General features: G+C 47.8%; 16 protein-coding genes. 9 read left to right on the plus strand and 7 right to left on the minus strand.

The window, feature by feature from the left end; genetic code table 11:
* The first annotated feature begins 125 nt into the window (after nucleotides 1-125).
* From gcvT to gcvP, 3 genes are all read left to right on the plus strand, one after another.
* Nucleotides 126-1,220, plus strand: coding sequence for a glycine cleavage system aminomethyltransferase GcvT (gene gcvT, locus C6Y40_RS18820; protein ID WP_105935946.1), 1,095 nt, complete (start codon nucleotides 126-128; stop codon nucleotides 1,218-1,220).
* A gap of 26 nt (nucleotides 1,221-1,246) precedes the next feature.
* Nucleotides 1,247-1,639, plus strand: a complete 393-nt coding sequence (gcvH, locus tag C6Y40_RS18825; RefSeq protein ID WP_105935947.1) for a glycine cleavage system protein GcvH — start codon at nucleotides 1,247-1,249, stop codon at nucleotides 1,637-1,639.
* Between the two features lie 86 nt (nucleotides 1,640-1,725).
* Entirely contained in the window at nucleotides 1,726-4,623 is a 2,898-nt protein-coding gene (gcvP, locus tag C6Y40_RS18830) for an aminomethyl-transferring glycine dehydrogenase (protein WP_105935948.1), read from the plus strand.
* Nucleotides 4,624-4,884: 261 nt separating this feature from the next.
* Here gcvP and C6Y40_RS18835 read toward each other — a convergent pair whose 3' ends face one another.
* From C6Y40_RS18835 to C6Y40_RS18860, 6 genes are all read right to left on the minus strand, one after another.
* Nucleotides 4,885-5,622 (minus strand): SH3 domain-containing protein, encoded by a 738-nt coding sequence (locus C6Y40_RS18835; protein WP_105935949.1) that lies wholly within the window; start codon nucleotides 5,620-5,622, stop codon nucleotides 4,885-4,887.
* 2 nt (nucleotides 5,623-5,624) lie between these two features.
* Nucleotides 5,625-7,514, minus strand: coding sequence for a hypothetical protein (locus C6Y40_RS18840; RefSeq protein ID WP_105935950.1), 1,890 nt, complete (start codon nucleotides 7,512-7,514; stop codon nucleotides 5,625-5,627).
* Nucleotides 7,507-9,300, minus strand: coding sequence for a hypothetical protein (locus C6Y40_RS18845; RefSeq protein WP_105935951.1), 1,794 nt, complete (start codon nucleotides 9,298-9,300; stop codon nucleotides 7,507-7,509). Before C6Y40_RS18845 ends, C6Y40_RS18840 begins: the two co-directional genes overlap by 8 nt.
* Nucleotides 9,297-10,001 carry a hypothetical protein gene (locus C6Y40_RS18850; protein WP_146129611.1) on the minus strand — a complete coding sequence of 235 codons (705 nt, stop codon included), beginning with the start codon at nucleotides 9,999-10,001 and terminating at the stop codon, nucleotides 9,297-9,299. The genes C6Y40_RS18845 and C6Y40_RS18850 overlap by 4 nt, the downstream gene beginning before the upstream one ends.
* 184 nt (nucleotides 10,002-10,185) lie before the next feature.
* Nucleotides 10,186-11,244: a hypothetical protein gene (locus tag C6Y40_RS18855; protein ID WP_105935953.1), complete on the minus strand. Its 1,059-nt coding sequence runs from the start codon at nucleotides 11,242-11,244 to the stop codon at nucleotides 10,186-10,188.
* An 801-nt stretch (nucleotides 11,245-12,045) separates the two neighbouring features.
* Nucleotides 12,046-12,720: a type 1 glutamine amidotransferase domain-containing protein gene (locus C6Y40_RS18860; protein ID WP_105935954.1), complete on the minus strand. Its 675-nt coding sequence runs from the start codon at nucleotides 12,718-12,720 to the stop codon at nucleotides 12,046-12,048.
* 120 nt (nucleotides 12,721-12,840) lie between these two features.
* On the opposite strand from C6Y40_RS18860, the gene C6Y40_RS18865 reads away from it, so the two are divergent.
* From C6Y40_RS18865 to C6Y40_RS18880, 4 genes are all read left to right on the plus strand, one after another.
* Complete coding sequence (locus tag C6Y40_RS18865) at nucleotides 12,841-13,734, plus strand: LysR family transcriptional regulator (RefSeq protein WP_105935955.1); 894 nt, start codon at nucleotides 12,841-12,843, stop codon at nucleotides 13,732-13,734.
* Nucleotides 13,735-13,894: 160 nt separating this feature from the next.
* Entirely contained in the window at nucleotides 13,895-15,070 is a 1,176-nt protein-coding gene (locus C6Y40_RS18870) for a PQQ-dependent sugar dehydrogenase (RefSeq protein WP_105935956.1), read from the plus strand.
* 213 nt (nucleotides 15,071-15,283) lie between these two features.
* The gene (locus C6Y40_RS18875) at nucleotides 15,284-17,395 is read left to right on the plus strand and encodes a diguanylate cyclase (protein WP_105935957.1); all 2,112 of its coding nucleotides are present in this window, start codon (nucleotides 15,284-15,286) and stop codon (nucleotides 17,393-17,395) included.
* Nucleotides 17,396-17,507: 112 nt separating this feature from the next.
* Complete coding sequence (locus C6Y40_RS18880; protein ID WP_105935958.1) at nucleotides 17,508-19,226, plus strand: sensor domain-containing protein; 1,719 nt, start codon at nucleotides 17,508-17,510, stop codon at nucleotides 19,224-19,226.
* 7 nt (nucleotides 19,227-19,233) lie between these two features.
* Here C6Y40_RS18880 and C6Y40_RS18885 read toward each other — a convergent pair whose 3' ends face one another.
* Entirely contained in the window at nucleotides 19,234-20,205 is a 972-nt protein-coding gene (locus C6Y40_RS18885) for an endonuclease/exonuclease/phosphatase family protein (protein WP_105935959.1), read from the minus strand.
* A gap of 161 nt (nucleotides 20,206-20,366) precedes the next feature.
* Here C6Y40_RS18885 and C6Y40_RS18890 point away from each other — a divergent pair, with 161 nt between their 5' ends.
* Together C6Y40_RS18890 and C6Y40_RS18895 are read left to right on the plus strand one after the other, a co-directional pair.
* Nucleotides 20,367-21,473, plus strand: coding sequence for an adenosylhomocysteinase (locus C6Y40_RS18890; RefSeq protein ID WP_105935960.1), 1,107 nt, complete (start codon nucleotides 20,367-20,369; stop codon nucleotides 21,471-21,473).
* A 181-nt stretch (nucleotides 21,474-21,654) separates the two neighbouring features.
* Nucleotides 21,655-22,656, plus strand: a complete 1,002-nt coding sequence (locus C6Y40_RS18895; protein WP_105935961.1) for a glycoside hydrolase family 43 protein — start codon at nucleotides 21,655-21,657, stop codon at nucleotides 22,654-22,656.
* Nucleotides 22,657-22,846: the final 190 nt, after the last annotated feature.

Consider the following 22,846-nt stretch of genomic DNA (forward strand, 5'->3'; position numbering starts at 1 on the left):
ATTCTGATATTCAGGCTTGTGTATATAAGTATTTTAAATGCATTCATAAGAATTTCCAATTTGTTGTGATTGCCAGGCCTCCCTATACTTTTATGCAATCTCTTCACAATGTCGGGTTAGCCACAATGAGCAGCGCAACTACACAACGCACCGCGTTATACAACAAACACCTTGAATCAGGTGCCAAGATGGTCGATTTCCACGGCTGGGATATGCCGCTTCACTATGGGTCGCAAATCGAAGAACACCATACTGTACGTCAGGCGGCGGGCATGTTTGACGTGTCGCACATGACCATTGTTGATGTTACCGGCAGCCAGGCTAAAGACTATCTGCGTTACTTGCTGGCTAACGATGTTGATAAGCTCAAGGACAAGGGCAAAGCGTTATACAGTGGCATGCTGAACGACGATGGCGGCGTGGTTGATGATCTGATTGTGTATTATTTTGATGCTACTAACTACCGCATGGTAGTTAACTCGGCGACCCGCGAAAAAGACATGAACTGGCTGTTAAAGCAAACTGAAGGCTTTGACGTAACCGTTACCGAACGTCCTGAGTTCGCCATGATTGCGGTGCAGGGGCCAGAAGCCAAAGCCAAAGCGGCGGTAGTATTCTCTAACGCTCAGAATGAAGCGGTTGAAGGCATGAAGCCGTTTTACGGTGTGCAGGCCGAAGATCTGTTTATTGCCACTACTGGCTATACCGGTGAAGCCGGTTACGAAATTATGGTGCCGGTAGAAAAAGCCCCTGAGCTGTGGCAGAGCCTGCTGGATGCCGGGGTAAAACCCAGTGGACTGGGTGCACGGGACACGCTGCGTTTGGAAGCGGGCATGAATTTATATGGCCAGGATATGGACGAAACCATTTCGCCGCTGGAAGCGAACATGGGCTGGACCGTGACCTGGGAACCTGCCGAGCGTGACTTTGTGGGTCGTGCAGCGCTTGAGGCACAGCGTGAACAGGGCACCCAAAAGCTGGTTGGCCTGGTGATGAAAGAAAAAGGCGTATTGCGCGCCGGACTTCAAGTCAAAACCGCAGAAGGCGAAGCGGGCATTATTACTTCGGGTACCTTCTCACCTACCTTAGGACATGCCATTGCCATGGCGCGTATTCCTGCGACTAACAGCAGCACCGTAGAGGTGGAAATGCGTAAAAAGTCGGTTAAAGTAGAAGTGGTTAAGCCCAGTTTTGTCCGCAATGGAAAAAGTGTTTTATAACAATTTAACGAAGAGCAGGAATACACATGAGTACTATCCCAAATGATTTACGATACGCGGCGTCACACGAGTGGGTTCGCCCGGAAGGTGACGGAGTTTTTACCATTGGTATCACAGAACACGCGCAGGATTTATTAGGTGATATGGTATTTGTTGATTTACCGGATGTGGGTGATCAGGTGAATGCCGGCGACGACGTGGCAGTAGCCGAATCGGTAAAAGCCGCATCAGACGTTTACACCCCAATCACCGGCGAAGTGCTGGCAGTAAACGAAGAGCTTGAAGACTCACCGGAGCTGGTTAACTCAGACCCATTCGGTGACGGCTGGTTATTTAAAATCAAGGCCGACGATGTGGCTGAAGTAGACGAACTGCTCGACGCTGAAGGCTACGCCGCCAGTATCGAAGACGACGAATAAGTCTGACGTTACAACATTGATAATAAAGGGGCGTTATTGGCCCCTTTGTTTATTCTTTTTACTCTATTGCAGATGCTTAACGAATTATGTCAAACGCTTCAATTTCACTGGCTCAGTTAGAGCAAAAAAATGCCTTTGTTGGCCGTCATATTGGCCCTGGCGAAGAAGAAATCCAGCAGATGCTGGACAAAGTGGGCGCCAGTTCACTGGATGACCTTATCGAGCAGACCGTGCCCAACAGCATTTGTCTGGATAAACCTATCGAAGCCGGCGAAGGCGCCACCGAAGTTGAAGCGCTGGCAGCCCTTAAAGCCACTGCCGCAAAGAATAAAATTAACCGCTCGTTTATTGGCATGGGCTATTACGATACCCACGTGCCAAACGTCATTTTACGTAACGTGCTGGAAAACCCGGGCTGGTATACCGCCTATACACCGTATCAGCCAGAAATAGCCCAGGGCCGTTTGGAAGCCATCCTTAACTTCCAGCAACTGACAATCGATTTAACCGGTTTAGAGCTGGCATCAGCCTCATTGCTGGACGAAGGCACCGCGGCGGCCGAAGCCATGGCGCTGGCCAAACGGGTATCTAAAAACAAAAAAGCTAACCTGTTCTTCGTGGCCGATGATGTGCACCCGCAAACTCTGGACGTGGTAGAAACCCGTGCTGAGATGTTTGGTTTTGGCATTATTACCGGCCCGGCCGAGCAGGCAGCCGATCACGATGTGTTTGGTGCGTTACTGCAATACCCCGGCACTACCGGTGAAGTGAAAGAGCTCTCCGATACCATTGCCGCGGTACAGGCCAAAAAAGGCATTGTGGCGGTTGCCACCGATCTGATGAGCCTGGCGCTGCTGAAGTCGCCCGGTGAATTAGGTGCAGATGTTGCCTTAGGCAGTGCTCAACGTTTTGGTGTACCCATGGGTTACGGTGGTCCTCACGCGGCCTTTTTTGCCACCCGTGATGCTTACAAGCGCTCATTACCAGGCCGTATCATTGGTGTAAGTAAAGACACCCGTGGCCGTCAGGCACTGCGTATGGCGCTGCAAACCCGCGAGCAACACATTCGCCGCGAAAAAGCCAATTCAAACATCTGTACTGCCCAGGTATTGCTGGCCAACATGGCTTCGTTCTACGCGGTTTACCATGGCCCTGAAGGCATTAAAACCATCGCCAGCCGTATTCATCGCTTTGCCGATATTCTGGCTGCAGGTTTAACCAAGAAAGGTCTGGCACTGAAGCACTGCACTTACTTTGATACGCTCACCGTGCTGGTGGATAACAAAGACAGTGTGATTGAAAAGGCGCTGGCACTGGGCCTCAATCTGCGTGCAGACCTTGAAGGCGCTGTGGGTATTGCGCTGGATGAAACCACAACCCGCGACGACATTCTGAACCTGTTCAGCGTATTAATTGGCGATGATCACGGCTTGAGCATTGACGACCTCGATGCCCAGGTGACCACTCAGGGAAGCCAGTCTATTCCGGCCGATCTGGTACGTACCAGTGACTACCTGACTCACGAAGTGTTTAACCGCTATCACTCAGAAACAGAGATGCTGCGTTACATTAAGAGCCTGGAAGACAAAGATTTAGCGCTGAATCACTCAATGATTTCTCTGGGCTCATGTACAATGAAGCTGAACGCTACGGCCGAAATGATCCCGGTAACCTGGCCTGAATTTGGCCAGCTGCACCCGTTTGCACCGCTGGATCAGGCTACAGGCTATCAGGAAATGATCAGCGAACTCAGCGACTGGCTCATCAGCATTACCGGTTACGATGCGCTATCTATGCAACCTAACTCTGGTGCTCAGGGCGAATATGCCGGGCTGCTGGCGATTCAGCGTTACCACGAAAGCCGTGGTGAAGGTCATCGTAACGTGTGCCTTATCCCAAGCTCTGCCCACGGTACTAACCCGGCTTCGGCGCAAATGGTTAGCCTGAAAGTGGTAGTCGTTGCCTGTGACAAAAACGGTAACGTAGATCTTGACGATCTGCGTGCAAAAGCTGAAGAAGTGGGTGATAACCTGTCTTGTGCCATGATTACGTATCCTTCTACTCACGGCGTATACGAAGAAACCGTGCGTGAAATTTGCGATATCGTGCATCAGCACGGCGGTCAGGTGTATATGGACGGCGCCAACATGAATGCGCAGGTAGGAATTACCGCACCAGGCTTTATTGGCTCAGATGTATCGCACTTAAACCTGCACAAAACCTTTTGTATTCCACACGGTGGTGGCGGCCCGGGTATGGGGCCTATCGGCGTAAAAGCGCATTTAGCGCCGTTCCTGTCTAACCACACTGTGGTAGACATTGATGGTGCGGGTAAAGACTGTGGTGCGGTATCAGCCGCGCCATGGGGCAGTGCGTCGATTCTGCCTATCAGCTACATGTACATTAAAATGATGGGCAGTGCCGGTTTACGTAAAGCTACCGAGGTGGCCATTCTGAACGCTAACTATGTGGCGCGTTCACTGGAAGGTCATTACCCGGTACTTTACAAAGGGCGTAATGGCCACGTGGCACACGAATGTATTATCGATTTACGCCCGCTTAAAGAAGCCTCTGGGGTTACCGAGCTGGACATCGCCAAGCGTCTGAACGACTACGGTTTCCATTCGCCAACCATGAGCTTCCCGGTAGCCGGTACGCTGATGATTGAGCCAACCGAGTCAGAATCGAAGTTTGAGCTCGACCGTTTTGTGGAAGCCATGATCCATATTCGCGAAGAGATTGCCAAAGTGGAAAGCGGCGAATGGGATGCCACCGACAACCCACTGCACAACGCACCACACACACTGGCCGATATCTGTGATAACGACTGGAACCGCAGCTATGACCGCACCACCGCGGCATATCCTGTACCTACAGTCGCCCGCAATAAGTTCTGGCCAAGCGTAAACCGTATCGATGACGTATACGGCGACCGCAATCTCATGTGTAGCTGCCCGCCGCTGGAAAGCTATATTGAAGAGTGATGAGTTGGTGATCAACAATTAAGTTCGTGACTGACTAAGCTGTTCATAGATTTGAAAGGCGAGCCTTAAGTGCTCGCTTTTTTTATTTTGGTAAAAATTGGCAGTTAGTGTCTCGTATCGAACGGGGCTATCTGACGATCATCTTCCTCCTCAGAATCTTCAGAGAATCTATTTTGAAAAATTGAACGCCCTGAAAGGAAACAACCCTGTCCTTCCTGGTGATATAAGTCGTTCAATAGTTATTACTTATTATCCTGAAGGTTAAGTTACCAGCGACGGCCAGGTTTTTTTAAGCATTGTCCAGTACTGATGGTTGTCTTTTACATTAATGCCGTCATCGATATGCACAGGATCACTAGGCGCAAAATGTCCTCCCCAGCGCAGTTCAAAACCTAATTCACTTTTTGATTCATGGACGATACTATAAAGAAAGCGACGTACTTTCTCTTCATCATCGAGGGGGATTTGCCTGGATTTTGCTTTGTCGATGATGTTGATCCGTTCCAATCGGTTAGAGTTAAACCACTCGGAAGGGGTAAATAAGTTCATATCGATAGCATGACCAACCAAGTGATTGGACAAGCTGGCAGGATTAACCACGGCCTCAGAAACTGGCTGTCCCGGCTCTCTTAATGAACTGGTGACCCACATACTAAGATCATGCTTCTGAAGCTGTTTTTCTAACCAAATCATGACGGGTTTAAAAGCGATATCGATTTTAACCGGCTTGCCCTGGATAAGACTCGTGAAAGGCCGATAGGTTATAATATGATTGTTAGCTGCAGATTGTGTATTTTTCGGCGGTCTCACATTGGAAAGTTCTACATAGTCTGCTAGTACATAGCCTTCAGTGCCGTTGACCGTTTTCACTTTTAGCCAGGTTTCTTCGCTGATTACTTCGAGCTGGCTACCATACTCCAGGGCCCCGATAATGGCTCCGGTTTTTGGCTGCGCTCTAAGACATAGCCCTGATCTGGCGGTAGTCTGACCTTTTTTCATGTTTATCCTCTCAAATCGTCTTTTGACGCGCCAACCTGCTCACTTGGCGCCAAATCACTGCGATTCAGATTAATTTCCAGTGGCTTGCCGTCCAGCTCAAACAGTACAGTAATCGTTGTATTTCTAATGGATTTAACGGTACCAACCGACAATAATTCCAACACATTGCCGTTAGGCAGCATTTTACTATTTAATAATTTGACTTCTTGACCCACTTCGAGTGGCGCTAATGAAACTGTTCGTACCCGTAGGGCCGGACTCGGCTTGGGGCTATCACTGTTGGTAACGTCAATCGTTTGTGGAATCTGCTCACGACTGACTAGGCGACTTTTCGCAATAACTCGCGGCTCAGCTTCTACCAATCTTTTTGATACACCTCTTACTGCTATCAGTACGATTTCAGATGAGAAGCCGGCAATAAAGGCTAATACAGCGCCTGCTGCCATTTCATTCGGGGTTGCCCATGAGTATGCAATAATCGCAACTCCTACTGAGGTTAAAACCTGCACCATTTGAAACATTACTAATTCCCGGGCTTCGGCGCCGGTCATAGGGGCCGCCAGCTTGGGGTTTTCCTTTACATCGTGAATATAGCGAAGGTGATAAGCGGGCGTGACACGCCTTTGAAATTCGGGGAGCTTTCTGGCCATGCTGATTAAAGCGCCAATCATCGCCAGAATTAAAAAGTAGATTGGTACTACAATGCCGCCAGTGATCGGTTGGCCAAAGATTAATGGCTGCTCGAAGACTTGTTCTTGATGTTTCAACTGCGACTGCGCTTTAGCTATTTTCTGCTTTAATGCCTCTATCTCTCGGGATAAACCTAAAAGCGAGTGTTCATCACAGCTTATACATGGAGTAAAGGCTCTAATTCTCTTTTCAACCTGATCACTTTTGAATATATTGTTTTCCATAGTCAGGCCGCTAAGTACTCGCTTATGGTCAGCAATTTCAGTTTCCAGACGATGTTTTTGCTCCTGCAGATCGCTCAATTCCTGCTTCAGAGTGGCGAGATCCCCGTAATTTATTTTTTCGTTGTTGAGTGCAGCAATCGCTTCAGCACAATTGTTTAATACATGGCAGAGCAGCACATTACCGCCAATGGACAGTACCCATTGCGGCGGAAGATCTCCACAATGGGCTTGTTCAGGCATACGTCCTTCAAGACGCTCTAGTCTGGTGGAAGCGGTGGGATCAATAGCCTCCTGATATTGGAAATCGCATCCTTTTACGATAGCAATGAGGGTATTTACTCTATTGTTAAGGACATCTTGCGGATGATATTCGCGGGGCAACTCAGTTCTAGTAGGGTTTAGTATGAGGGGCTGATTATTAAAAGCGAGAGCGACTAGGGCAATCACACACAAAAAGACGAATCCGTAAGCCAAACGAAAGATCCCATTGATCACGTAGTTATCTTCTTCCACGGGATCTGACTTGTTGTCTCCGTTTTTATCCGGACCTAGTTGTTTGTAATCAATGGGACGAGTCAACGCCAGTAGTGTTGAACTTGCACTCAGATAGATACCGATGAGTAACCATAGTGTGAATTGCTTCGAAACGAAGGAACCTATCAGCGCCATTGCAGTAAAAGAATAGCTGACAAAGGTCAACCAACCGGCATTTCGCTCTATAATCGATAGTGTTTCATGCTTTTGAGGAGTGCGTGTGACAACAGCAAGAGCAACACAAACAAAACTTAGTACTAATAAGAAAAATAAATTGTTCCAGTCAGAGACCTTCCTACTGCTATTTTCTTCGTATGTCAGGACCATCCAATTTACCGCGGTCACTGCCAGAATAAGCAAAGCCAATAAGCCAAAGTAGGGTCTGACAAAGACGTAGCCGGTGCGTGTCCACATTCTGATTTTTGAAGCAATCTGACTAAGCATCTTGAGCTACCTCAAACCGCACTTTATAGCCCTGCAACAAGCCAATAATCCGGTTTCGTAAGGATTTCAGCCTGGCTTCAAACTTTTGTTTTTGTTTATCATCGTCGGGTTCATCAAGCGTCAACGTTTCGAGTTCACGTTGCAATACTCTCAATTGATTTGTCATAGCATTTAAGACTTTTTGCTTTTGTGCTACCTGTCTTTTTTGTTTTTCCGCGTTGCCGGCAGGAGTTACAGAGGTAAGCTCAATACTTTCCTTTTCGGGGGCGGAACCGGTAAGCGCTGCGCGTCCGCCTAATTTAACGCCTGCAATGGTTAAAGCCGCATCACCAATAGCCCGGGCTATTTCGAGTTGACCTTTAATTAATGCACTTGGGTCATTTCTGACATGATGAGCTCTAAAGTGCAGCGGATTGTCTCTAACAATGACCATCGACGTGTCTCCCTGAGCTTTCACGAAGGTCTTACTGACTTTTTTATTCCAGTGGTGCTCATTGAGCGGGTTGGTAATAGTCCGCCATACGGGATCACCAACATCCTGTAATCGGTCGATTAAATAATACAATCCTGAGGTGTTTCTTGCCTGCTCTGCCAGTTGCTCCCGTATGCTGCCAGCTAATGGCATTTCTCGCTTTAAACCAACAAAGCTGACTTCCACCTCGCCGCGCTGTAATTGCGCGAGGCTGTTTTTCGATGACCGAGCCTTGTCGAGTTTTTGCTGATTATCAGCCCCCATTTTATTGTGCAGTAATTGGATCTTCTGTTGCGACGATGAGAGAAGATTGCGTAAACGTTGTTGTTCGAGTTTATTGTTGTGGGCCTGAACCATTTTTGCCTGAATTAAGCTTTCTACTGGCGCCCAGTCCACTAAAATATCGGCAGTTAGTACGTAGCTATCATACGCAGCAATGACTCCTGCAAGCGCTTGCTGGATATGATTTTGGCACTGAAACAGGTTTTTGCACGTGAGAGTAGCTGCATTTTCTTGCACCGGTTGAAGCGCCTCTGATACGTCTCCGAGCGCCAGTTTACGCTTTATAAATTGCGATTCTGTAAGCAGCACCTTAGCCGCTTCTTTATCTTGAATTACGCAGTTGCGCACGATAACTGAACTGCCATTGGTATTGCGCGAACAGTTTCTTTTTTCCAAACCAAGCTGCGGAATAATGCTGTTTTTATTCTGAATATTGAGTAAAGGAATAACTCTGAAACACGCTTTGTGTGGTGTGCCGTTGCCGCTCTGATGTGTATTTGTTGCAAGCGGAGAAGAGCGCTTTTCGTCGCTCGCGGTGGCGCCGATACAATAATCGGCATATTCTTTTTTAAATTCCTGTAACTGGGCAAGGTAAATATTGTTGTATTGGCGAATATTGTTTTGCAGCGCTTCCAGTGATTCCTCCAGGAACGCCAGCGCATCATCTTCCTGCTTATCATTGTTGTTAATAGTGTCAATCAGTCTTCTGACCGGGTGGCGAGGAGCGTTGCTGCCGAAAACCTTTTTCCCTCCTGCACTCTCATCGTCAACGCCACCGGCGCTATACCACAAGGTTTGGTATATATTCGCCACCTGATTCTTCCACTGCTGTGAGCGCTGCTTGTCGGAAGCGGCCTCTAATAACAATACCTGGCTTTGTGCGAGCAAATCCAGATTGTCCTGCGGAGTAGAGGGTAAAACGACTCTCGGATCTTCATCATAAATGTCTACCTCCACCGCTATTTTGGCCGAAGCGCAGGAGAATAAGAGGCTACAACCTGCCAATAAGGTTAGGTGTTTTAGCTGGCTCATTGAATACTCTCCGCCAAGGTAATCAGTGAGATTAAGCGTTGAATTAACGCATCTTTATCTGCTTGCTCTGAATCGTTAAGTGCTGCTTCCAACTGCGCAGCGAGCAGCACAAAGTCATCGCTGACGGCGTTCATTTCAGCCTCGGTTTCATAAGCCTGATTGTTTTGCTGTTGGGTAAAAACTTCGCCTAGGCGCAACACCGATGCGCTTGTTTCGGTGGATTGAGAGAAATTACTGATTTCTGCAATGACATCATCAGGGTCGGAGGACAATACCATGACCAGCTTTTGACCTGCCCGACGGGTAACCAGGTTTTCTGCAGGATTGTACTCCATTTCGATGGCACCACCGGGGAGTGGGGTATTACTGCCCGGGGCAGCCCGCAGCCGCTTGAGTACGTTGAGCCATGGCGCCAGTTCGGTGTTAGTTTTTGTGGGGTCTGCTGCCGCCTCAAGGTAACTTTGATAAGCGCTTTCTATCTGCGCATTCAACGTATCACGGATATTTTTTTCAACGTTTAGCTCTGCAGCCGCGGTTGACGAAGTCACGTCTGAATATAATGCATCAACTGAATGGGCAGAAAACCATGCGGCATCGTAATTAGATACCCCGTTTGTTGCATTGGCCGATACCCTAACGCGATAAAAATTAGTGTTTTCGCCGCTGGGTACCGCCAAATAGTAGGTTTCCTGCACGTCCATGCCTGCACATCCAACTATTACTGTGAATAATATGCCGAACACAAGCATGCGGTGCCAATCGCGCCATTTGACAGTTGTTTCCGACCAATTTTTTGAATACATAACCAGCTCCCGGGTACGTTGCAAACTCTCGTTGTTAAACGTCTTAAACCATTTCACGATTCACATTGTTGATTGACGGTGTTCATTTTTTGCGTCTACCGATACGCACTTTCTTAATCTTCATTAATCTTGATTTTAAGATTTGAAAACGCCTGTTTGCCTGCTTCTCTAGTTGTGCAAATTTTTGTTTGAACTCATTGATGAGTTGTTCAGTCGTCTGAAGCGCATTCTCTGCTTCGTGCCGCGCCTCCGATGCCTCATGACTTGCTCTCGTGGCTTGTTGAAGTGCATCTTCTGTATTGCGTCGGGCTTGTACCGTTAAGTTGCTGGCGAGTGCAGTTTGCTGTTGCGCGCGCTCTGTATTGTTGAGTGCAGTCACTGCTTCATTACACGCGTGTTTGATTTGCTGCAGTGTGCTTTCGGTATCACTTTGTACCTGAGAGGCTGATTCGTTGACCGCCGTCGCGTTTTCAAGGGTCATTTCAGCTTTGTTTTTGGCTTCGCCGGCTTTATAAACAACCTTATTCATTGCCTTATGAATTTCGTCGCTTTCGGCGAGCATCTTGTCTTTTAATTTGTTTAAGTTAGTGACTAAATCTCGTTCCATTTTTTCTATTTCGAACGATAACTTATCTGAGTCGGCTGAAAGCTCCGTTAACTTTTTTCTTAGTTCGCTTTCCAATTCATTATGTCGGCTATTAAAAGATACAGAGAGGGCAAAAGGCACCAATAAACCAATAATGGCCGAGAGGATGGCTATTCCGGTAAACCAAAAAGTGATGGTATGAACTTTGGCTTCGTATAAAGCGTGATAATTGTTTTGTAATGTATCGAGCCTGTCATCCTGAAGCTCATCTACAGCATCTTCTGCTTGACTGCATCGTTGTTGTAAATCGCGATCCAGGCTGTTTAACAGTTGATTAATCTTGCCTGAATACACGTTTGGCGCGTCATCAGAAAAAAAACTGCACTGACTGGAAAAACATTGGTGATGTTTTGTTTGTAGTACTTCTGCCAGAAGGGATTTAGTGTGATCGCTTAAGGCACAGGAAGCGGATAGCTGATTGGAACTGGCAGCAGAAGTGTCTGACGCAGCAAATAATGGGAATATTAGAATCAAAATCGTAAAGGTATATTTCATGCTGAGTTCCATTCATCACATCATTCCCTCTCAATTTCACATCGACGTACGACTGCTCATTCTACAATGCGCGTGAAAACTACCTTTACTGCCGGGACAATTTTATTTTAATCAGTCTGTTTTCGTTATTGAGATTTATTATTGTATAAAAAACAAGCATGCTGCAAGCGATAAATGAATATATCGATTTCACTCGGAGTGATCGCGACTACAGTCTGCGCAACCTTTAATACCGAGTACCGCCAGAGTACAGTTTTGAGTCGCGAGCGGCTTTAAATTTGCTAGTAGCCTCAGATTTATTGCTGGCTTGTATACAGCAATAGAGCTCAAACAGCTTTAAAGTTTATAAGGGTCAATATCAAGTCTATTTTTCTTCGGCTTTAACCTATTCACCTAACTGTCGCGGGTAAATCTACTACAATCACTGTTGTATATGATTGCAGTAGCTAGCCGTAATCACGGACTCACCAAATAATCCGGAAAGCGGGCTACCAATATAGACTTGGCGGTTGAGCATTCCAAAATCTAATGGAGGTCTGTTTGATTAATCATGTTCATACTTTGAAAAATCGAAAAGAAAATCTTACATCTATCGAAAGCGATATCAAGCTTATTCAAATGGCAGTAAAAAAATGAAAATAAGGGAAACTGGTGATAGTCCAGTCCCCCTTCTTAATTCATTGTGTCTTGTAAGATTATAATATTAAAGGTTTTTTAGTTCGGGTTGAAAGCGATCCCGGGTTGCCCGGGAGCACCCACTGCAAAACCGCGCACTCATTTAAGCGTGCTACTTTGGATGGTTCACCTGATGAGTTGCTTCACCATAGCAGTAGCCACACTGTGAGCACTTGCCGGGTTCTGGCCGGTGATCACTCGGTCGTCTTCTACCACGAAGTCCTGCCATGGCTGTACTTTGCTGAATCGCGCCGCTTTGCGGGCCAGCGCTTCTTCGAGCAGAAACGGAATATCGTTGATTGTGCCGTAGTCAACTTCTTCTTCACGAGTAAAGCTTGTGACTGATTTATTTGCCAGAAGCGCTTCGCCTGAGCTTAAAGTAATGGGCAATAAGGCCGCGGGGCCATGGCAAACCGCGCCAATTAACCCGCTGTTTTCGTAGTGAGTTGCGGCCAGTTTGGCAAACTCTTTATTACTGGCTAAATCGCTTAATAGGCCAAAACCACCGGGGTAAAATATGGCATCGTAATCGTCAATATTTACCTCTGAAACCGGCAGGCTGTTATTCGTACGGTTTTGAAAATCTTCGCTGGATAGTACTTGTTGGTTAACCTCGTCGTCTTCAATGTCAGTACCGTAGACTGGCACTTTACCGCCGGCTATTGAGGCAATGTCATAATCAAATCCATGCTGGGTAAACACGTGAAGTGCGTGGGTGATCTCGGGTGAAAAGGTGCCGTTGGCCTGATCAGTGGTACCTAGCGTGGCGTGATTGGTTACCGGTACAAGTATCTTTTTCATGATGCTCCTTTTAGTCTGTTGCCTTGTTCATTCGCAATTACTATAAAACGTCCCTCATTGAATGATAATATGCTTATTTTTGTAAATACTGTTGTTATACAGCAATAATGGGGCAGGGCTTTGGATAGTTTTGAAGGGATCGTCGAATTTATTGCGGTAGCCGAAAGCAGAGGTTTTTCAGCTGCGGCAAAACAGCTTGGCTGTAGCACCAGCCATGTGAGTCGTCAGCTGGCCAGACTGGAGGAGCGCCTGGGTTGTGTTTTACTCTCACGCACTACCCGGTTGGTGAGTCTGACTGACACTGGCGCGGTGTATTACCAGCAGGTTAAAGAACTACTCATCGGCTTACAGCAAGCTAATGAGCTGGTTAATCTGCAGCAAATTCACCTGACCGGTACCTTGCGAGTGAGTGCAGCAGGTGGATTTGCCGAACACTATGTGGCCCCGGCGCTGATGCGTTTTGCCCAGGCCCACCCCGAGTTAAGCATTGATATGGATTTTAACAGTCGTATGGTTAACTTTGTTGAAGACGGCATTGATTTCGCCATTCGTTATGGGGAGCTTGCCGATTCGAGCCTGATCGCTCGCAAACTGGTTAACCGGCCGATGATGGCGGTGGCCGCTAATGATTATCTGCAACACTATGGCGAGCCGAAACAGCCGGGCGATTTAAAAAACCATAGTTGTATCGTTACCAATAATGATACCTGGAAGTTCTTCCATAATGGCGCGCAGGAAAGTGTAAAAGTAAAAGGGCGCTGGCGCAGCAATAACGCCAATGCCGTACTGCAAGCTTGTGAGCAGGGTCTGGGCATAGCGTATATGCCCAAAAGTACGTTTACCGAGGCAGTTAAATGTGGCCGCTTGATGCCGATTCTACAACCCTATTGGGGGAGCGGCTCCAGTAGCTGGATTGTTTATCAGAACAGGCGCTTTATGCCTCTGCGTACCCGCATGGCCATTGATTTTCTGGTGCAGTATTTTGCCCGGTGGCGCGAAGATGAGAATATATAACAGAATTTAGCGTGGCGCTGGTGGTGATTAACTCGCTGAATTGGCAACAAGTTGAGCTTATCCCTGATAAATCACGTAGGTAACCTGATGATTATGAATAGCGTGTCGCATAAGTGTGACAAGTATTGCGCTAACAACGAATTAGGTAGGGAGCCTCATTTTGCAAAAAATACCCGCGCGGAAACAACTGCTGTTTATTATTACGCTGCTCACTTCGTCATTTGTGGCGCTGGCTCAGAGCGCTTCGTCAGCACAAGTTAAGATGGAAGGCAGCGAAGGCACCACACTTACCGGTCAGGTAATGGCATCCTTTGATCACCCCTGGGCAATGACATTTTTACCAGATGGCCACAGCCTGGTGACCGAAAAAGAAGGTGTCATCTGGCTGCTCGATAAAAATCAGCAAAAACGGTTTTCAGTTGAAAACGTACCCAGCGTTACTGCCCGCGGGCAGGGCGGCCTTGGCGATGTGATTATTCATCCGGAGTTCGCCACTAACAATACCATTTATGTGTCGTACATAGAACGCGACCCGGAAAACGATGCATTCAGCGGCGCTGTGATTGAGCGCGCTATGCTAAAAATAACCAATAACAGCGCAAGCTTGTCAGACCGCGAAATTATCTGGCGCCAGTCACCTAAGGTGACCGGTAACGGGCACTATTCCCATCGCATGGTGTTCTCGCCCGACGGTTATTTGTTTATTTCCTCTGGCGAAAGACAAAAGTTTACGCCAGCGCAAAACATGACAATGAATCTGGGTAAAATCCTGCGTCTAAACGACGACGGCAGCATGCCGGAAGGTAATCCGTTTGTTGGTAATGGCGAAGTCAGCGGGCAAATCTGGACCCTTGGTCACCGCAACCCGCTGGGCATCGATTTTGATGCCGAGGGCAACCTGTGGGCACACGAAATGGGCCCTCGCCATGGTGATGAGTTGAACATCATTGAACGAGGGCGTAACTATGGTTATCCCATGGTTTCACAGGGCGATCACTATTCGGGCGTTAAAATTCCCAATCATGAAGATTTCCCAATTTTCAAAGCGCCGGAGAAGGCCTGGGTTCCCGCTATCAGTCCGGCTGGATTTATTATCTATAAAGGCAAGTTGTTCAGCAACTGGACCGGTAATGGCTTTATCGGTGGATTGTCTTCCAAGGCCTTAGTGCGTGTTACATTTAATCAGAATGACAAAGGCGCATGGCAGGTTGAAGAAGCAGAGCGTTATGAGTGGGGTAAACGGGTGCGCGAAGTCGAACAAGACGATAAAGGCAATATTTATGTGCTGGAAGACAAAAGAGATGGCCGCTTAATCAAACTTCAGCATAATCATTAATTCGTAACCTGGGTGGCTGCATGGCTTCGACCATGCCCACCCGGTTTTTCCTCTCTTACTGTGCATACCCACAGAAAAAACTGACTTAACACTTTGTCGCCACAGAGTTTTTTATACCTGTAGATGTGAAGCAATACGCCTGAATAGTTGTTTGTAGGATAAACAGCGTGTATAAAATGATGTGATGTTACTTACCGTTTCGTAAAGGTTTTCATGTCCTTTCGTAATACCCTGCGGTGGCTTGGATGCGTGCTTTGGGTAACCATTGTCAGTCCGGCAAACGCTCAATCCCCACCCCAACTAAGCGAGTCAGTCGAAGATGTGACTTCACAGATTGTTGATGCGCGCATCGAGGGCAAGATGCGACGTGCCGATGAGCTTGCTGAGCAGTTTATTAATCAAGCCCGGGCGCGGAATGATGCCGGTCTTGAAGGACAGGCGCTATATCAGCAAGCACGTAACGCCATGGAACGAAATCGTTATGACCTGGCGCAAAGTAAACTTATCGAAGCGATAGAGCGATTTAAACGTGTTGACGATCAGCCTCGGCTGGGTAAAGCATATCGTCAGATGGGGCTAACTTATCGCTATCAGTCGGGTTACTCTCAGGCGCTTCAATATGTTTATTTGTCGATGCAGGTTTTTCAGAAAATTGGCGATAAAGACGCGATCAGCTCAGCATACAACAGCATCGGGGTCGTGCTGGAAAAGATGGGATACTATGAAGAAGCTCTGGAAGCTCACCAACAAGCTTTAGAAATGAACACCGTGCTTGATGATAAATCCGGAGTGGCCAGCGCATTATATAATATTGGTGATCTGCGCCGGGTGATGGGAGATCTGGACACTGCATTAACCTACTTTGAGAATGCGCTTGAACTGGATGTTGCTTCGGGTGACCCCAAAAATATCGCGTACAGCAACAACAAGATTGGCTATCTGCTTAATGCTCTGGGCCAACAAGAAAGAGCCCGTACTCATATCCTGAAAGCACTGGAACTGTTCCGAAAAATTCAGGCGCCACGGGATATCGATTGGGCCTTATCGTCACTGGCTCAGCTTGAAATGGACAGTGGCAACCTTGCAAAGTCTAAAACGCTTATCGACGGAGTAATAGAACGCGCCATCAAAAATGGCTATCGCAGTCTGCTGGTCGACTCCTATGAAATTGCTGCTGAGCTGGCCTACCGGCAAGCAGATTATGCCTCAGCGCTATCATTTATAGAGGCCGGCCTTGAACAAGCCAGGCAAAATAACGAACGCGCTGAGGAATCTGATTTTGAGGCGTTACGGGTTAAGGTTCACTTAGCGAATAACTCATTGGAACAAGCCTTTGAAGCACTGCAAAGGCAAAAAAGGCTGGATGACCAGCGACTGAACGAGGCACGGCTTGAGGGCATTACTAAAGTACAGGCTCAGGCCGAGTTTGTGCGCCGTGCTCACCAAATCGAATTGCTCGAAAAAGAGCAGGCCCTTGAGCAGACATCGCGTATTTTATGGATGACGGCAACTTTTACCATTGTCTGTGTATGCCTGCTCCTGTTGTTACTTTATGGTCGGTTAATTCAGCGCCGGATTAACGGTCAGCTGGAACAAAAAGTGGCCCAACGCACTCTGGAGCTGGAAGAGAAAAACCAGCAGTTGTCGGCAGCCTATCAGGAAGTAGAGGCGATCAGCCTTACTGATAATCTTACCGGGTTGCATAACCGCCGGTTCTTGAAAAATCATATTGAGCCAGACTTCGAGCATGTGCTAAGGATTTATTACGACTGGCATGTCGGCAAATCAGTCAAACCTGTCCACGCCGATGTAGTTATGTTTATTATCGACCTGGATGATTTTAAAAAGGTGAATGATTCTTACGGTCACAATATCGGCGATAGCATTCTGGTTGAACTTGCCCGGCTTATGAAAAAGGTATTTCGTCAGTCTGACTATATGGTACGTTGGGGCGGTGAAGAATTCGTTGCTGTTGCCCGCTTCATTAACAGGGAAGAAGCGGCACTGTTGGCGCAGAGGATGCTTGAGATCATAAACACCCACCATTTTATAGTGAGCGATACACTGACACTCCAGCAAACTTGTTCCATCGGCTATGTGTGTTTCCCTCCGGTACTGCAAGCGCCAGAGATGAATATCAGTTTTAAAGCACTGATGGCGATTGCCGATAGTTGTCTTTATGCTGCCAAAGCGGCTGGCAAAAATAGTTGGGTTGGCGTGGAGTCTGCTCAGGATCCGGCGCTATTTGAAGATGAGGCATCGTTACCACCAATAGAAAGTTTACTGGATAACGAGCAGGTAGTTATTCGACGTGCCGGTGGTTAGCTGGCGATCATGAATAACACGGTAATTATCTGCAATTGAGCTAAACTTTTTATAAGTGTACGATTGTGTGAGCAATTTACAACGCACTGCTTAGTGCTTGTATAGGAAGACAATGTTTACAGATAAACGGCGAATGACAGACTTCGGTGACTCCTATGATGCGGCAGAGCTGAGATTTTTGGATCTTATCTGTTCACTTGCCAAGGTGTCTATTCAAGGCTACGACAAGCACAGAAATGTCATCTACTGGAATGATTCGAGCGAAGAAATTTATGGATTTGGTCGTGAAGAGGCTATTGGGAAAAAGCTGGAAGACTTAATTATTCCTCCTCCTATGCGGGAGGAAGTGCTTACTTTGCATCAACGATGGCTGGACCAAGGGGTGCCGATTCCGTCGGCGCAGTTGCCGCTGCAGCGCAAGGACGGCAGCATCGTACACGTCTTTTCTTCCCACGTTATGCTCAAAGCCAATACCGATTCGCCTGAAATGTTCTGTATCGATATTGATTTGAGTGAACAGTATGCGGCGCGGGAAAAACTGGAGCAAATGGCGTCTACCGATTTACTTACTGGCTTACCCAATCGCCGTCAACTTGAAAATGCCCTACAGAGTCGCATTGCGAATTCTCAACAAACTGGTGAGCAGTTTGGACTGTTCTTTCTCGACTTAGACATGTTTAAAGAGGTTAATGATACCCTGGGTCATGCATGGGGTGATGAGCTGCTGCGAGCAGTGTCACAGCGCTTGCAGGAGTGTCTCGACGGTAGAGGGTTAATTACCCGGTTTGGCGGCGATGAATTTGTGTTGGTGAGCGAAGCCCTGGATAGCGCCGGAGCCAGCGAACTTGCTGGCAAATTAACCGATTGCTTTCAGCATGCGTTTGAGCTGAGCGATGAAAGTGTTCGGATTACCCTGAGCGTGGGCATTAGTCTGTATCCTAAAGATGGCGAAAAGGCTGGCGATCTGCTCAAAAATGCAGATTTAGCCATGTACGATGCTAAAGCCAAAGGGCGTAATCGTTATGAGTTTTTCACTCAATCGCTGGCCTTGCAACTGCAGGAGCAGCGCAAGCTGGCTGCGCAATTACATGAGTCACTGAACAACCATGAATTTGAGTTGGTGTATCAGCCGCAATTTGACTTAAGCTCCGGCAGCATCGCAGCTTGTGAAGCCTTATTGCGCTGGCGGCCTACTCAGGAAGTGGCCAGTGTTTCTCCTGGCGTGTTTATTCCGATTGCTGAGCGCACCGATCTTATTTTGCATATTGGTCGTTGGGTAATGGAACAGGCTTGCCAACAGGTGAAGACCTGGCGTGAACAAGGCATTAATATCCGCGTCGATATTAATGTGTCGGGCCGCGAGCTGGTTGAGTCAGGCTACTTTGCCAGTCTCGACGAATGCCGTGCTCGCTATGGGCTCAAGCCACAGGATATTGGTATCGAACTGACCGAAAATATCCTAATTAAAGCGGGGAGTGAGGTCCTGGAAGAGCTCAAAAAGCAACGCGAAAAGGGGGTTGAAATCTCGGTTGACGACTTTGGCGTGGGCTATTCATCGCTGAGTTATTTAAAACATTTCCCGGTAAGTCATCTTAAAATCGACCGCACGTTCCTTAAGGATGCGCCGGAAAGTGCTTACGATGGCGCCCTCATGGAGGCCATTGTTAATGTGGGTCATAAGCTGGACTTGTTTATTGTTGCTGAGGGGGTCGAAACCGAAGAGCAGTCTTTGTATTGCCAGGCACTTAACGTTGAATATGCCCAGGGCTTTTTGTATGCTAAGCCCATGGCTGCGCGGGAGCTTGAAAACCTGTTAATGCCCACCGAATAACCATTTACTACCGCTTTTTAGTCAGTTGTAGCTGGGCGAACAGCGGAAAGTGGTCAGAGCCGTAGCCCGGTAGTCTTTCCACCTTCACCATATCAAAATCCCGCGAGTGAAAAATATGATCCAGCGGCCAGCGCACCATCGGGTATTTGGCGTGAAAAGTATTGTAAAAACCACGTCCTACACGCGGATCCTGAGCTTTACTAAGCTTGCGGAATCGTCTTGTACTGGGGGACCAGGCTACGTCATTTAAATCGCCCGATACAATCACCGGATCCTTATGTTCTGCCATCTCTTTACCGATTATGGCTAACTCAGTGTCCCTTGGCGCGGCAGATTCATTTTCGGTTGGACTCGGCGGTTTGGGATGCAGAAAATAAACAGTTACCTGCGTGCCACTAATATCGATTTGTACTTCCATGGAAGGCACATCATCTTCCACGATATAGCGGATCTGTTCGCCTTTAAAAGGCAGCTTGCTGTATAAGTGCATGCCGTACAGGTTTTCCAGCGGGCAGGCTAAGCGGTGCGGATAATCGGAGTGAATCGATGACATAGCATCCTGCCAGGCCTGATTACTTTCCAGCAGGATAAGCATATCAGGCTGATATTGCCTTACCAGAGTTTTCAGCCCCTCGTAGTTATCGTTATACATATACACATTACTGGTTAGAATACTGAGCGTACAGTTGTCATCAACCTTACTCACCGGGTTCACCTGCTTGGGCCACAGTGCGGTATAGGGCAGGATCCAGATTGCCTGGTAGATACCCGCAAGCGCCAGGGCCATAATCATAACAACCGCTGCGAACGGATGTGTCATCGTCATAAAAAACCAGCCTGTCATGCACAACAAAATGAGTACAAACAACTGTAAACGGGGAAATTCCCACACTCTGATAAGCCAGTGTTTACCGGGCAGATGAGGTGCCAGGGTGCTGAACAGCATAAATAAGCTAGCCAGAAGTAGCGTGATGTACATGGGCGTCCTTGAGCAGTAGGTCCTGAAGGTAAGATACCTTTATTCTCTGACTTTTAATACGCAACCGCCAAATTCGATCAATTCGGGTCGATAAATTCACCAGTTGAGAAAAAGGGCTTAATGCGCGTATGATTATCGTTTTTCTGTGATAAGAATTCCCAATGTATCAGGACTTTCAAGCGGAGCTGGCCTGGGCCAGGCTCCATATGCCGCGCACTCGCGCTGCCATCAATGCGATACCGGACCTTAAGGGCGTAAAACTTGCCTGCAATATGCATCTGGATCTAAAAATGGCACCACTGGTAGTCGGTCTACTCGATGCCGGTTGTGAAGTATTTCTGACAACCTGTAACCCTACTACCGTGCAGGATGATGTAGTGGCGCATCTGGTTAGCAAAGGCGCGGTCGCCCATGCCTGGCGAGATATGAGTGACAAGGACTGGTCTGAATCTTTCGATAAGGCACTAGCCTGGGGGCCAACCCATTTGTGCGAAATGGGGGCCGACCTGACCACACGCCTACACGAAGGTGATCTTCAGCCAAATATAATTGCCGGCCTGGAAGCAACCGGCTCTGGCATTAATCGGTTGGGCAATGTAACGCCCCGTTACCCTATCTTTAACTGGGATGACCTGCCGGTAAAAGAAGGGCTGCATAACCGCCATATGGTGGGATTAAGCGCCTGGCAAACCTTTTTTCAAACCACGCACCTGACGCTGCACGAAAAAGTTGTGGTGGTGATTGGTTACGGACTAGTCGGGCAGGGGGTTGCCGCCTCGGCCAAAGCCTTTGGCGCACAGGTGCAGGTGGCCGAGCTGGATCCGGCGCGCGCATTACAGGCTAAATATGATGGCTGGCCGGTAGTCGATTTAAGTGAAGCGGTTAAAACCGCCGATGTTGTTGCTACTGCTACCGGCGCTTATGGCGTAGTAAGTGCCGCGCATCTTGATAGCATGCAAGACGGAGCGTTTATTTTAAACGTGGGTCATGTGGCGCAGGAAATCGACGTGCCTTACTTAAAGCAGAATGCTTCCCACAGCGAACCAATGCCCTATGTTAATGCGTATCAGTTGGGCGATAAGACGCTGTTTTTACTGGCTGACGGTTCTATGTTTAACCTTACCGCCGGCTATGGCGACAGTTTAAATGCCTTCGATGTCACCCTGGCGGTAATGGCTGCAGGGATTGGCCATATCGTCGGCGAAGGGGCATCAGCAGAAAAAGGCCTGTATCTACTGCCCGAGCACGCCTGGCTGAGCGCGCTCTGATAAGCCCGGTTTACAGGAGGTGATTTAGCACCTCCTATTTATCCCTCTGCTTTCATACTTCGCTTAATTTCTGTTTACATGGGTTAACCCAACGGTAGCACTGACGGTAAAAAAAGTGTTATCTTTGGCGCTGAAATTCATTTGTATGACAAATGCCTCGATATAACTTGAGAAATAAATGATGACAGCAAAGACAAATGACCCATTAGTGGCCCAGCGTGCCGACCCTTTTGTGTACAAACACAGTGACGGTTTTTATTATTTTACCGGCTCAGTGCCTACCTACGATCGCATTGAACTAAGAAAGTCTGCAACCATTGAAGGCTTACAGGACGCCGAAACTTTTGATGTGTGGTTTAAGCACGACAGTGGCCCCATGAGCCGCCACATCTGGGCACCAGAAATCCACTACCTGGATGGTAAGTGGTACATCTATTTTGCCGCCAGTCAGGAAGATGACATCTGGGCGTTACGCCCCTATGTGCTTGAGTGTCAGGGACAGGATCCGCTTAACGACGAGTGGATAGAGCTCGGCATGATGCAGCCTGCCGATGGCGACGAGAAATCCTTTATCGATTTTTCACTGGATGCCACCGTATTTGAAAATAACGGTAAGCGTTATTTTTGTTGGGCCGAGAAGACCGGCGGGCAGTTTGCAGCGTCCAACCTGTACCTGGCTGAAATGGAATCGCCTATTAAACTTAAAACCACGCAGTTTATGCTCACCACACCGGACTACGACTGGGAGCGGGTTGATTTTTGGGTAAACGAAGGTCCGGCTGTGCTTAAGCATAATGGCAAAATCTTTATCGCGTTCTCGGCCAGTGCTACAGGTGCCTGCTACTGTATGGGCTATATGGAAGCCGATGAAAACGCCGATCTGCTGGATCGCAATGCATGGACCAAAACCAGACATCCCGTGTTGCAAACCGACTACGAGAAGAAAATCTTTGGCCCCGGCCATAACTGCTTTACCGTAGCTGAAGATGATGTAACCCCTTTGTGTGTTTATCATGCCAGGGATTACGAGCATGCCGTTGGCGATCCGTCGGTGGTACCAAAAACCGATACTCGCCCGCTGGAAGAAATCAAGCAGGATCCATTGTACGATCCCAATCGTCACGCCCGTGTGATGGAAGTCAAGTTTGATGCCAAGGGCAAACCGGTGTTTGAACTCTACTAAATATTCTTTTAAGCCGCCGCATTACAGCGCGGTGGCTTTACCTGTTTTGCACAATTGTGTTTTTGATAACGGCGCGCAGAGTCGAAGCCGTGAAGCGTGTTCTTGCTTTACACCATTCATCCTATCCACAGTATTTTGCTGACCATCGATATCCTTTCACTGCCTGATTTTATGCCGTCGGTTAATCAGA

This window comes from Marisediminitalea alba (assembly GCF_002993365.1).
GTDB lineage: Bacteria > Pseudomonadota > Gammaproteobacteria > Enterobacterales > Alteromonadaceae > Alteromonas > Alteromonas alba.